General features: G+C 50.9%; 10 protein-coding genes. 4 read left to right on the forward strand and 6 right to left on the reverse strand.

Annotated elements, in window-relative coordinates; genetic code table 11:
* Nucleotides 1–246 precede the first annotated feature (246 nt).
* Both H6786_03645 and H6786_03650 read right to left on the reverse strand, forming a co-directional pair.
* Nucleotides 247–702, reverse strand: coding sequence for a DUF3135 domain-containing protein (locus tag H6786_03645; protein MCB9816462.1), 456 nt, complete (start codon nt 700–702; stop codon nt 247–249).
* 117 nt (nt 703–819) lie between these two features.
* Nucleotides 820–1,248, reverse strand: coding sequence for a DoxX family protein (locus H6786_03650; GenBank protein ID MCB9816463.1), 429 nt, complete (start codon nt 1,246–1,248; stop codon nt 820–822).
* Nucleotides 1,249–1,362: 114 nt separating this feature from the next.
* On the opposite strand from H6786_03650, the gene H6786_03655 reads away from it, so the two are divergent.
* On the forward strand, nt 1,363–1,650 hold the full coding sequence (locus H6786_03655) for a helix-turn-helix transcriptional regulator (protein MCB9816464.1): 288 nt from the start codon (nt 1,363–1,365) through the stop codon (nt 1,648–1,650).
* Nucleotides 1,651–1,715: 65 nt separating this feature from the next.
* Here the strand turns inward: H6786_03655 and H6786_03660 are convergent, their stop codons facing one another.
* Nucleotides 1,716–3,674 carry a GNAT family N-acetyltransferase gene (locus H6786_03660; protein MCB9816465.1) on the reverse strand — a complete coding sequence of 653 codons (1,959 nt, stop codon included), beginning with the start codon at nt 3,672–3,674 and terminating at the stop codon, nt 1,716–1,718.
* 182 nt (nt 3,675–3,856) lie between these two features.
* Between H6786_03660 and H6786_03665 the strand changes: the two genes are divergently transcribed.
* Genes H6786_03665 through H6786_03675 form a run of 3 tightly spaced genes read left to right on the forward strand, consistent with a single transcriptional unit; the run spans nt 3,857 to nt 7,464 of the window.
* Nucleotides 3,857–5,569: an HlyD family efflux transporter periplasmic adaptor subunit gene (locus H6786_03665; protein ID MCB9816466.1), complete on the forward strand. Its 1,713-nt coding sequence runs from the start codon at nt 3,857–3,859 to the stop codon at nt 5,567–5,569.
* A 9-nt stretch (nt 5,570–5,578) separates the two neighbouring features.
* The gene (locus H6786_03670; GenBank protein ID MCB9816467.1) at nt 5,579–6,286 is read left to right on the forward strand and encodes an ABC transporter ATP-binding protein; all 708 of its coding nucleotides are present in this window, start codon (nt 5,579–5,581) and stop codon (nt 6,284–6,286) included.
* The gene (locus tag H6786_03675) at nt 6,283–7,464 is read left to right on the forward strand and encodes an ABC transporter permease (protein MCB9816468.1); all 1,182 of its coding nucleotides are present in this window, start codon (nt 6,283–6,285) and stop codon (nt 7,462–7,464) included. Before H6786_03670 ends, H6786_03675 begins: the two co-directional genes overlap by 4 nt.
* Before the next feature lie 34 nt (nt 7,465–7,498).
* Here the strand turns inward: H6786_03675 and H6786_03680 are convergent, their stop codons facing one another.
* The 3 genes from H6786_03680 to H6786_03690 form a co-directional block, all read right to left on the reverse strand.
* Entirely contained in the window at nt 7,499–7,747 is a 249-nt protein-coding gene (locus H6786_03680) for a DUF2892 domain-containing protein (protein ID MCB9816469.1), read from the reverse strand.
* Nucleotides 7,748–7,865: 118 nt separating this feature from the next.
* The gene (locus H6786_03685) at nt 7,866–11,054 is read right to left on the reverse strand and encodes an efflux RND transporter permease subunit (GenBank protein ID MCB9816470.1); all 3,189 of its coding nucleotides are present in this window, start codon (nt 11,052–11,054) and stop codon (nt 7,866–7,868) included.
* A 2-nt stretch (nt 11,055–11,056) separates the two neighbouring features.
* Nucleotides 11,057–12,643, reverse strand: coding sequence for an HlyD family efflux transporter periplasmic adaptor subunit (locus H6786_03690; GenBank protein MCB9816471.1), 1,587 nt, complete (start codon nt 12,641–12,643; stop codon nt 11,057–11,059).
* Nucleotides 12,644–12,691 lie beyond the last annotated feature (48 nt).

The following is a 12,691-nucleotide window of genomic DNA, read 5'->3' on the forward strand; positions in this document are numbered from 1 at the left end:
GTTGTTTTACAAAGTCATAACATATTGCCTACACAAATACCGAACACAGGAAGAAGCCCAGAGACTGGGTTGTTCTTGGCGAAATCGCAGAAATGCATTTCTGCGATCCGCGCCTGTGATTCGGTTGTGTATGCAATATGTCGCATACTTAAATAGTACAAGTGAATGTATTTCTGTCAATCTGTAGCGGACGCTTGATCAAGTGACACAAAAAGACCCCCCTCCGGGGTCTTGCTAGATCATGTCTCATTTCTTGAACGGAAGCACCGTTGCTTTTGATGGCTCATCGCAGTGCTGGCCGCAGAAGGCGGCGACCAAGCGATCGGACTGCACCTTCAACTCCGGAGCCTTTGCGTGCATCATGCGACTGATCGCTATGCATGCACCAAGCGCCGACCGATGCCGCGCTCGTTCTTGGTCGATCCGCCACTGCAGTTGCTTGGCACGCGCTGGATCAGCGGCGTTTGCAATAGTTTCCTCAATGAGGGCACGACGGAAGTGTGAAAAGGTGTCTGGATACTCCGCTGCTAGCCGAGCCACCTCAGTAAATGAGAGTGCTTGATACAGTACCAGGACCGGCAACGATTCCATTGCACCGCCAACACATTCTCGACAGAATTCAGCCAGTGCACTTTGGTCATGAAGAGCCAGCATGCCGACATTGCCGCGCTGGACCGACTCCCAAAACAGTTCATGCTGCATGGTACTCACCCCTTGCTTAGATACCTGTTCACATTAGATACCTGCTGTGGATTTTTGTAAAGCATAGCTACAAAAAACAGCCCACTTGGGCTGTTTTTTAATGATAGACGCGTGTGCTTACGCACGCTTACTGATCATTCGATACTTCCCTGTGCCGAGTCCCATGATCGCTATCGCACCAAAGAGGTACATGAGCTGCAATTCGATCGCCCATCCACCAGTTGAACCAAGCGCAACTATGTCACCAATATGCGCGAGCAAGATCGCCACCACCAGCGTGATAGCAATAAGTGCTGCGGCGAGCTTGGTGCGATACCCGATGATCAACATGATCGGCGCTACGATCTCTCCAATGTATATCAAGTATGCCAAGAAAGCTGGTAGATGTGCGCCATTGAATAAGCCACCGATCCATTCGACCGCTCCAGGATTCTGCACCTTGTAGATGCCGTGAAGGAGGATCAAGACACCAAGTACCACTCGCAGCATAAGCTTGGCAGCGTCTTCGGAGACGCAATTATGTACTACGTCACAAACTTTTTTCATCATACGTTCAAACCGTTATCTATAAAAACTTTAAAATGTAAAGTTACTTTAGTGTAGCAAGTAGCTTTATAATGTAAAGCTACTTATCCGCAGGTATGCTATACTACCAGCACCATGAAAAAGACCCCCGTCTGCCCTGCCACCAAGATCCTCAACCTCCTCAGCAAGCGCCATATGCTCGTGATCTTACACGGGCTTGCCAACAAGCCCCGCGGCTTTTCTGACTTACAAGATACCCTTGAAATAAACACCGCAACGCTTGCCAGCCGACTCCGCGAACTTGAAGAGGAGCAGATCATTGAGAAGATCGCCTGTCCCAAAGACTCTCGTGCACACTACTACGGACTCACCACTCGAGGCAAAAAGATGAGTAAACTCATTGAGCAATTTGCAAAATTGTGATCAGGATCAACATGACTAACAAAAAACCCGGGCTTTACGCCCGGGTTGTGTCATTCCTTGAAACATCATGCAGCGCGTGAGCAGCCGGCCGGCGGTGTGATCTCTTTGAGAGAACCGTGGACGTCCGAGAGTGTCGGATCGTCTGGATTACGATCAACCGAAAACTTCCACAACCGAAACAGACTGATCATACGTGGATTAGCTACTGAGAGCACATCCGCGCGAAACGTCTGCACACCACACTTACGTGCCCAATCATACAAGACGCACATGAGATGCGACCCGATCCCCTGTCCAGCCAGATCACTACGACGAGAAAACGAAAGCTCATACAAACCATCACTGGTACGGTAGGCATGTGCCACCCCAAGCACTTCATCTTCCTTTTCAACCACAAACGCAGCGTGGTCGATAAAATCGAGCGTAGTGTCATACAACCGCTTGAGGCGCTCAGGGTCAGTGAGGGACTCTATGGTGATGCCAGTACTCAGGTACCTTGTCTCTCGATCTTGCGCACTAAGCTGCGGAATGTACGACTTGATCATACTGACGTCTTCATGTGTCGCTGGCCGCAGAATGACCCGATCACCATTTCGCAACGAAACCAACCGCGGCGAAATAGTGTCGACCCCCTGAATGGCCGGCAGTGCCCGGGACATTTTACCCAGATACTGACGCCAGTCAGGATGTGCAATGGTAAGCATACGCAACACCCGATCGCGATCATCCACCATACGCAGGTCTGCTACCCCATACTCCGTCACCACAACCACCGGCAAATCTGCACTGATGGTGTTGTGCGTCCCTTCTGGATGCGTTGCGACGATCTTGCTCACCAGCGAACCATTCTTGAGAGTAGCAGTGCTGAGGAAGGCAATGATAGCCACTCCCCCTTCAGACCAAGACGCACCAAGCGCAAAGTCATTCTGCCCACCAACATCGGAGTGATACCGCCGATGCATGGTCGCCGCAGCGATCTCACCCGTAACACTCGCCGAAATGGTTGAGTTTATACTCACCATGTACGGATTGTGTTTAATAAGAGCAGGATCGTTTACGTACTCCTGAGGCAATACCGCAAAATCAGGATTCTGATGCATCTCCCAGTAGAGATCTTTATCGCCAAGCACAAACCCGACCACGATATGGTCGCGCAGAAACGTTCCTCCGAGACGTTTTATCAGACCATTTCGATACAGATCAAGCACACCGTTTGAGAACATCTCAGACCAGATACTAGACACTGATACGTTGGCAGCCGCCAACGTCCCCGCCACTGCATTCGGGATAGACCCGATACCTAATTGCAACGTATGAGGCAAATCTCCACTCTCGTCAGCGTATTCTGCCAACATGGTGAAAATGTGTTCAGCAACAGCAGCTGCCTGCTCTTGCTGATCTGCCTTTGGAGACATCTTGTGCTCATGCAATGGCTCATTGATATGCACCACTATGTCGAACTCCGACAATGACATGGCGCACCCAGTCTCAAAGTGACGGTTGGTCGGTGGGTCATAGTACATCCCTATATGCCACCGCGGCATTTGCTCGTTCACTACCGCTACTTTGAAGTCCGCCGAACGAACAGCAGTGTAGTCCAACCCAGCATTGAGTCCGAGTGTGACACGACCGTATTGATCTGGTGGCGACACATGTGCGATCGCAACCTGCGGCTTCCAGTGTTCACGCACGAGTCGTGGCACTTGAGAAAGATTGCAGCGAATATTCTTCGCCAGTCCTTCATTCACCAATTCCCGAACACCCGGTCCGATAAACGGCGTCACTGGGATCACTCCTTGCGCGACCGCGTCTGACCAACCATGAGCCGGCCCAAGCGCAAGTGTCTGAAACACATGCACTCCGCGCAACTGATGCGCATTATTGAAGATCCAAGATTCAACCAGTGGTATCAATCCAGTGTTACCCGGCAGATACAGTATCTTCAGGTCAGATTCGATTCGTGCAAGATGACCTGCAACGTACTTCATCGCACCTGCGACAGAATCAACCCTTTGCTCTTTCACGTCTTTTTCCTTACTGCAAAAACAGTTTCAAAACAACAAGTCCGCAAGAAGTCTACTCTTCGCCCCACCTCTGTCAACTGACCAAGTGACAGAAAACCCAATAAATCTTGTATTAAATGGTGGCGGGTGTACTATTTCGACACTCGGACGAAGCTTTTACCATAACCATACCCCGCCTTTCCATGAAATCTGTTACATTCATTCGTAATCACAAATGGCACCTTGTTGCCATTTTACTCTTTAGTATTGGAGTATATTATTTTACCAACTCCTCATCAGACACAACGAGCACCAGTTCCTTCTATGTGGTCCAAGCGGTCGATCGAGGTGAAGTGACCTCTGGCATAGAGACCACGGGCGACATTATCGCCGCTCAAAAACTCGACATTGATGTCTACAAGCAACTCAGTCGGATCGATGTGGTCAACGTTCAGAACGGTAGTCATGTCGAAGCTGGCGATGTGTTGATCTCATTTGATAAGAGTGACGCCTATGTCGATACACAGTCTGCACAAGTAGCGGTCGCCGAAGCCGCGCTCGAGCTCGAAACTGAGCGAGCCAACGCCACTGACCCAAACACACAGATACGATCGCTCCAAAATCAGATCGTCGGCTACCAAAAAACCATCACAGACGCCACCCAAGATATTGATGATGCCTATCGCGATTTTCTCAACGAAGACTTAGAGGTAGATGCACACCCAGATAAAGAGACAGTCTTGGCAGACCGAACTGAACCAGCACTGAGTGGCAGATACGTACACGACAAGCAAGGCACCTACATAATAGAAGTCTACGCTTCAGGGGCAGACTCCGGATACTCCTATCGTGTATCGGGTCTTGAAAGTACGACCGAGCAAGTGATCTTCGGGAAAGCGGTTGCACTCGGCACTCGCGGTCTTTTCATTACGTTCCCAAATAGCACGAAAAGTGGTGACAAATGGATCGTGAGGATCCCGAACACATCGATCGCGACCTACAGCGAAACTCTAGAGGCATACGATAGCCAAGTGGCCACTCTCAAAAAGACAATCAGTGACGCAGAAGTGAACATTGCCAACGCAAAGCAGGAGCTGAGCGATCTTGAAGAAACTGACTCCAGTAGCTACCGAGATCTAGCAGTTGAAAAGGCTGAAACATCACTTGCCGAAGCACGACAGCGTCTTTCACAAAACTATGACGTGGTGCAAGAGCGAGATATCGTCGCACCGTTCTCAGGCACCGTTGAAGGTATGGAAAACGTCGTTGTCGGCGCTACCCCAACTGGTGGCAGCGAAGACAGTATTAGTCTTGGCACCCTGATCTCTGATGAGTTCCTCACCACCTTCTCACTTAGCGCGACCGATGTCTCTAAGGTACATGTCGGCCAAAAAGTAAAAGTAACAGTCACTTCATTTTCAGAGCAACCAACATTCGACGCACACATCACCCAGATCAGTTCCCTACCAGAATCAAGCGGAGTCGCGCAGTATGAAGTGCAAGCACTCCTCGAGTACGATCGTCCAACAGCAGAGATCATTCTTCGTGAGGGCATGCTCGCTGATATCGAGATCGTTGAGGAGGAAAAGACCGACACCCTTCGCATCCCGACCTCAGCTATCACCTACGAACAAGGCACTCCAAAGGTAACGATCGTCGACGAACTCACGGAACAACAGCAGCAACAGGTAGCGCGTATGGGTATTGTGCGCACTGACGGAACCACACTCCCAACCTACACCACTGAGGTCGAGCTCGGCATTATCGGTCAGTATTATGTGGAAGTGGTAAGTGGCGTTAGTGAAGGTAACCTTCTGGTCTCAACCTCTCTCGATCAAAGTAGCAGCGAATCGGTCGTATCTGAAACACGGATCGGACCAGGCAGCGGCGGCGGACAGCGACCACCAGAAGAATAATCTTCGCGTATGAACAGCAAACAACCACTCGTATCGCTGCGCGACATCTCAAAGAGTTTCTATCTCCAAGGTGGACAGGAGGTGCCGATCTTGCATCACATCGATCTCGACATCTTCGACGGTGATATGGTCGCCATCCTTGGACCCTCTGGCTCGGGAAAATCCACGCTCATGAATATCATTGGCGGTCTTGATATTGCTACGAACGGTACGTATCACTTCACCGGCCGCAATGTTGAGGAGATGAGTTCAGATGAGTTGGCAGAGCTCCGTTCGACTGATATCAGTTTTATCTTTCAGTCGTTTCACCTCTTACCTGGAAAGACGGTATACCAAAACGTCATGCTACCCCTCATTTACCAACGTTCCTTTACTGGCGATTTCAAGGAGTATGTTGAACATGCCCTCAAGCGAGCTGATCTTGAAGAAACACATTGGCACAAGAAACCAAACCAGCTCTCGGGTGGCCAACGACAGCGCGTTGCGATCGCTCGTGCACTAGTGGCTCGCCCGAAGCTGCTCCTGGCTGACGAACCAACCGGAAACCTCGACTCAAAGACTGGAGAGAATATCATTGATGCACTCACCTACCTCAACGAACACTACGGCACTACGATCGTGATCGTGACCCATGATCAGTCTTTGACTGAAGTGGTACATCGAGTGATCAATATCATGGACGGTCGCGTCACTGAAACTAATGGTAACAAAGTATGAAAACACGATTTCTCATAACTGAATCTATCCAGGCTTTGCGGAGCAACCTGCTGCGCTCACTACTTACCGTGATCGGTATCGTGGTTGGTATCTTTTCCGTAACCGCCATGCTCGCCCTTGGTGCTGGACTGTCTGCCAATGTGATGGATCGTTTTAGTTCCTTCGCGAGTGGTGATGTGACCGTATCAGGAGAGATCAGTTCCAACGACTACGCCTGGATCACCGAGCAGCCGTACGTACAAAACAGCCTTGCGTCACTTTCTGTCAGCGGTGCAGAGGTAGTCTTTGGCGGATCGGATTTCTCCCCTACCATTCAGTCGGTCCTTGGTGATTACGATAGTTTGCAGCAATATGACCTAGTCGAAGGCACGGTGTATGATTGGACCGATCCAAACTTTACCGAAGCTGTTGTCGTGGTGTCAGACGGATTTGCTGATTCTGTCCTAGAAGATACAGGTCGCACTGTACTTGGTAGTGATATTACGGTAAATGGACAAAAATTCACCGTGATCGGCGTGATCGAATCAAGTTCAATGCTCTTCACGCGCGGCGACGGCGTTATCCTTCTCCCCTACGAGCGAACCGTTGGAAATCTCACCAACAAACGCACTTTCTCTTCGGTGGCAATTCTGTTACAAGATTCATCGTACTTTGACATCGCTGGCCAAGGACTCCTCAAGGGACTCAATGCCTCGAGGCAACTTGCTGCCGATAGCGAAGACATCTTCAGTGTCGAAACCTCACAAGCTTTTATTGAAAGTGCCGAAGAGACCACCGCCATGATCACCCTATTCCTCGGAATAGTCGGCGGGATCGCGCTCTTTGTTGGTGGCATTGGCACCATGAACATGATGCTCACTACGGTCACAGAACGAACTAAAGAGATCGGACTCCGTAAGGCAGTCGGTGCACGTGATCGTGACATCATGCTCCAGATATTGGTCGAGTCTGTTGTCCTCACGAGCTTTGGTGGTCTTTTTGGCATCCTACTTAGCCTCGGAGCTGGTAAGGTCGCAAATCAGATCTTTGCTGACAGCGATATGATCTCGGTACTTGTGAACACGCAAGTGATCGCTCTGGCTGCGGGAGTAGCACTCGCGGTCGGAGTGATCTTCGGTCTCTACCCAGCACGAAGTGCTTCAAAGCTACAGCCAGTAGATGCGCTTCGTAGTGAATAGAAAGAGAAAAGCCCGGCCTTCGGCCGGGCTTTTCTTATTCACTTTTTTTGTTCCACGGCAGCTTCTGCAAGAAGTACACCATCGGACAAAAACCGACCGTACCAGAAAACATGAGTCCACCAGCCACAAGAAGTGGGAGCCAGTGAAATGCTGGGTGCACAAAATATTCGAGCACGTAGCCAAGAACAATAATGCTCGACGCAACCACAAATGCCTGACGGAGGGTTGGCAGATTGCAAAGTTTTACCTTCTCGTTAATTCCTTTGGTGTGTAAGTGAGTCATATAAATATTTTGGGAGTGACCAGGGGATGTTTTGAGCGTCCGCGGGGACTGAGTGCTCAAGCTGACCTATGGACATCGGAGCGTGTGAAAAACATCCCCTGGTCACTGTTTAAAGTTGTTAATCATCTGAAACAAACCGCACAAGGAGTGTCGGATAGATCACCAGCGTCAGCACCGTCGAGAGCGATAGTCCAAACACGATCGCCCACGCGAGACCCGACCATACGGGATCGCTCGCAATGGTGAGCGAGCCGAGTACGGTCGTGAGTGAGGTGAGGAAGATCGGCCGCAGGCGCGCCTCCCCGGCTTGTATGAGTGCCTCGCGATAACTCGCGCCTGCGGCCTTGGCTTGCTCGACATACTCCAAGTAAATAATGGCGTTGTTCACCACAATACCAATCAGTGCAATAAAGCCAATGAGCGCGGTCGCCGTAAGATAGATGTTGAATCCACTATCGAGCACGAAGAAGCCCCAGAGTATACCTACAAGCCCGAGTGGCACCGTCACCAGAATATACGCCGGTGTACTAAATTTGTTGTACTGTGCCACGAGAAGCGCATACACCATTAAAAGTGCTACCCCCATCGCGATACCTAAGTCACGGAAGTTCTCGAGCGTCATTTCCCACTCACCGCCCCACGTGAGCGAGATGACCTGATCGTCTGGAGTGATAAGTTTCATTCCCCAGAGATCCCAGTCGGTCACCTCATACCCTGCGAGTTCTCCAGCGATAATGCGTCGCACGGTTTCGATAGTCACATACACGATCGACCGATCTTCTACTTCTGCGGTCACGTATGAAAGTGTCTGTCCATCTTCAAGATACACCGCACTCGGCCGCACTTCGTGTGAGAGTGCCAGCACTGAGCGAAGTGGCACTAGCTCACCACTCGCAGTTGCCACCTGTACCATATCAATAAAGTTTGGTGTGGCATGCACACTGCTTGGCAGTGTCAGCGTGATCGGTGTGTACTCCGAAGCATCTACACCAAGCAGTTCCCCCACCTCGTAATGACCACCAAGCATCCCGAGTACCGCCGCTACTTGTGCCGGAGAAATACCAAGTTCATTTGCTGCCGCATAGTCAAAGTCGTACCGTACTCGGCCAATTGATGCGTCATCACTCTGATAGGTATCAACGACACCTGTTACCTCACCAATAAATTCTTTGAGGTCTGTTGCTGCTTGTCGCTGGAGCGCAGCGTCGTCTGCTGACAACTTCGCCACAAAGGTCGCGCGCACCGGCGGTCCTGGTGGTTCTTCCATAAAGCGGACCGCAGTAGCGACTTCCGGCACGGCTTCAACAATGGCAACCCGTGCTGCAGTAGCGATATCAGTCGAGCTTTCACGTCTCTCCCCAGCCGGTGTGAGATTTACCCTAAGCGTCGCCTGGTGGGCGCCACTTCGCAGTTCTGCCCCCTTGAACATACCGTTGAAATCAACAATCGGCGGCGTTGCCACAAACCGTTGCACACTTACTACATTCACATCTGCAAGTAATACATCGGTCACCGCTGCCGCGACATCTTTGGTCGCTTCAATGTCAGTACCAACCGGCAGATCTATGTACGTATAAAACTGATCACGGTCAGCTCGCGGCAACATTTGGAAGTGCACCAGACCAGTTGCCGGCAAAATGAGCGACACTAAAAACACTAGCAATGCGCCGCGCAAGATCGTGCGCTGCACACCTTCGCGATACAAGATCTTTCGGAGCAAGCTCGTATACGCAGCTGTCACCCTATCCATGATGCGCGAGAAGACTTTAGTAAGCCGATTCTGCTTGTCGTCAACATGCAAGATATGACTCGCAATAAATGGTGTCACTACAATCGCCACTAAGAAAGAGACCACGAGCGCCGCTGGCACAAAGAATGCGATCGGTCCCATGTATGGCCCCATCATGCCAGTAATGAAATTCATCGGGAGGAATACGATCACTGATGTGACTGTCGAGAGCAGCAGTCCAACACCGATCTCGTCGATCGCTGTTGCGATCACACGCTCCTTGGTTTTCTCACTTGGTTCGTAGTGCCAACGTTTGAGGTGCGAATATATATTCTCAGTTGCCACGATCGCTGAGTCGACCAACAGTCCTAGCGAAAGGATGAGTGCGAACAGCGTGATGCGGTTGATCGTCTGATCAAACAACAACCCAAGCCCAAACACCACCAAGAGTGTGACCGGGATCGCTACTAGTACGACCAGCGCCGCGCGAGTCGATAGAAACAGAAGCAGTACCACTGCCACGATCGCGATCGAGGTGAGTAGGTTTTGGGTCAACCCAAATATCTCCGCTTCGGCAGTCGCACCATCATTGCCAACCACTACATACGAGAGTGACTGGTAGGATGGCTGCTCAACTTTCTCAGCCAGCGCAGCCAAAAGGGCCTTGCTCACGACAGGTGCACTCGAACCTTCTACTTTTGCCACCGAAAGCAATACTACTTCCCCGCTACCCGTATCGCTGGAATGAAATACATATGAACGCTTACCAGACACTCCTTCGTACACTCGTGCAACATCTCGCATCTGCACACCAGGCGCCACAAAAAGCTCACCTACTTCAGCGGGTGAGATTGCCAAACCATCAAACACCACGTCGATCTGGTACGGCTCTGTGCGAACACCACCAGTCACTACTCGTTTCTGACTTGCAGTAAGTGCGCTCGTTACTTGTGCAAGTGAAACACCTTCTGCTGCTAACTGGGTCGGATCGATTTCTACTACTAGACCATTTTGATAGCCGCCATAGACTGAAAGCTCGCTCACCCCATCGACCACCCCAAGCTCATGCGAAAGTGTAACCACTCGCGTGCGCAACTCTGGCATCGAAAGCTCATCTGATCCAAAGACGATCTGTAGGATCGGAATGGTTTCCGGATTGATCTCAATGATATGCGGCAGCTTGATGTTGCCGCGCGCTAGGTAGCTATGTTGTTCAAGCTGCGACAACAGATCAAGTTTGGCTTTGGTTTTGTCGTAGCCCACTTCAAAGATGACCGTGGTCTGAATAGTTGCCCCGTCTTGGACTTGGGTATAGATATCATCAACTCCTGGTACCGTGTCGATCTTCTCAACAAGTTCGTACACGACTCGCTCCAGAGCCGCGTCTGTAGTTGCTCCCGCGTACTCCACCGTGACCGCAAAGGCAGGACGAGTGATCTCTGGGTTGTATTGTTTGGGGGTAAGGAAAAATGACACCAGACCAAACACGAGGGATACCAACAAAAGCAGCATCGACAACGGTCGATTGACTGCAAAGAAATGACTGATGCGTCCAGCGATGTTTACATCATTTGCCATAACTAAAGCGAAATACTTACTGCTGGTACAAGCGGCGTCTCACTGACTCTATCGAGCTCTACATACAACACATCGCCGGCATCGTAGACAATCTCAGCTCGAGCTGTAGCGCCAGTTTCATACTGCACAAACGCACCATCAGTATCAAAATGCATGTATGATCGAGGCACTGTCCGCACCGCATCATCGGCTGCAATAGCAATATCTCCTGAAAGACTGCTACCGACCTGGAGCACCGCAGTCTGATCAAGCGCGATCACTACTACTCCGCTGCCACCATTTGCTACTGCACTAAATCGATCAACATGCCCAACCAATGTATCGTCTACAACAAATGATTGTCCTACCGCCACATACGGTAACAAGTATGATGGGACTGATACTTCTAATTCACGAGCGCCGTTTCCAACGAGCGTTAGGAGTGGCGTACCGGCAGTAACATACTGACCCTCATCCACAAGCACTTCTGAAACCACACCAGAAAAGGGTGCTGTTGGGCGGCCGAGCGATAGCTCGGCCGCCACAACAGCCTCACCGGCCGCTGCCACGGCGTCGCTCTGAGTAGCGATCGCAGCTGCGTATGAAGCTTGAGTTGCCGCCAGTTCTTCATCGAGAGCGGAGACTGCCACGGCAGTATCCTGCCCTACCGCATCCTCAAGTACTCCATCCACTACTTGCGAGAATACTGCCTGTGCACTTGAAAGTGACTGCGCTGCACTAAGTGCACCACTTCGTTTTGAGAGATATGCTGCCCGTACCTCATCGGTCACATAGACTGCCTGCCGATCAAATACATCGGACTCTGCTGTTGCATACAAATTAGTTACAGCCGCCAGCTGTTCACCAAGGAGAGAGGCTGTCAGTTCTAATTCTGCAGGATTTGATCCATCTAGTTCAGCAACAAGAGACTGTAGATCAACCCCGCTTGCTCCTACGGTCGCAATCCCGCCACGAAAATAACTTGGCACCGATCCGTAGAGATCAGTCACCACCGCATCGTAGAGTCGTAATCCCTTTGCCGAAAACAGATGTCGATTATTGTTCACATAATCAATCGCAGCAGTCAACTCAAGTACACCTTGCTCTATTGTATTTGAAAATGTGGTCGATACCTCTGTCACTCGAGAGTCATTTCCGACAGTGCGCAAAGCTGCGATCTCGGCCGCCGAGCGGGCCTGGTACCCAGCTTGTGTCGCCTGCACTGCCCGAAGCTCAGTATTCAAAGACTGGTTCAACTGCCCCAACTCCCGCTCGGCGGCAGCCAATGCCAACCGTGCATCAGCTACTGGCGTCGACTGCACTGCCAATACCTGACCGACAGATACCGCTGCACCCTCATACACTCGGAGGTCACGCACCACTCCGGCCGTCTCTGCATACACGATCGTACTGTCCGCAGCCTCCACCACTCCAGACACACAAAGCGGTAACACACCCGTAGTCAGATATACCGCTTCTTGTAGAGCTCGTTCCTCTACCGGAGACACCACCTCCTCACCACGCACCACTCCATATCCTACAAAGACAATTAAAATACCTGCAGCAGTGGCCGCCAGTTCTTTCATTCTCACACTTGTACTAAATTTCATGTGTGGTAATATACCCCATGGGGTATATTACTGTCAAATCACTTCTCT

Source organism: Candidatus Nomurabacteria bacterium (assembly GCA_020632075.1).
Taxonomy (GTDB): Bacteria; Patescibacteriota; Minisyncoccia; order Phycocordibacterales; family UBA918; genus OLB19.

Excerpts from the sequence above, each read along its gene's own strand:
- H6786_03645 (MCB9816462.1), bottom strand. The coding sequence starts at position 702 with ATGCAGCATGAACTGTTTTGGGAGTCGGTCCAGCGCGGCAATGTCGGC.
- H6786_03650 (MCB9816463.1), bottom strand. The coding sequence starts at position 1,248 with ATGAAAAAAGTTTGTGACGTAGTACATAATTGCGTCTCCGAAGACGCT.
- H6786_03655 (MCB9816464.1), top strand. The coding sequence starts at position 1,363 with ATGAAAAAGACCCCCGTCTGCCCTGCCACCAAGATCCTCAACCTCCTC.
- H6786_03665 (MCB9816466.1), top strand. The coding sequence starts at position 3,857 with ATGAAATCTGTTACATTCATTCGTAATCACAAATGGCACCTTGTTGCC.
- H6786_03670 (MCB9816467.1), top strand. The coding sequence starts at position 5,579 with ATGAACAGCAAACAACCACTCGTATCGCTGCGCGACATCTCAAAGAGT.
- H6786_03675 (MCB9816468.1), top strand. The coding sequence starts at position 6,283 with ATGAAAACACGATTTCTCATAACTGAATCTATCCAGGCTTTGCGGAGC.
- H6786_03680 (MCB9816469.1), bottom strand. The coding sequence starts at position 7,747 with ATGACTCACTTACACACCAAAGGAATTAACGAGAAGGTAAAACTTTGC.
- H6786_03685 (MCB9816470.1), bottom strand. The coding sequence starts at position 11,054 with ATGGCAAATGATGTAAACATCGCTGGACGCATCAGTCATTTCTTTGCA.
- H6786_03690 (MCB9816471.1), bottom strand. The coding sequence starts at position 12,643 with ATGAAATTTAGTACAAGTGTGAGAATGAAAGAACTGGCGGCCACTGCT.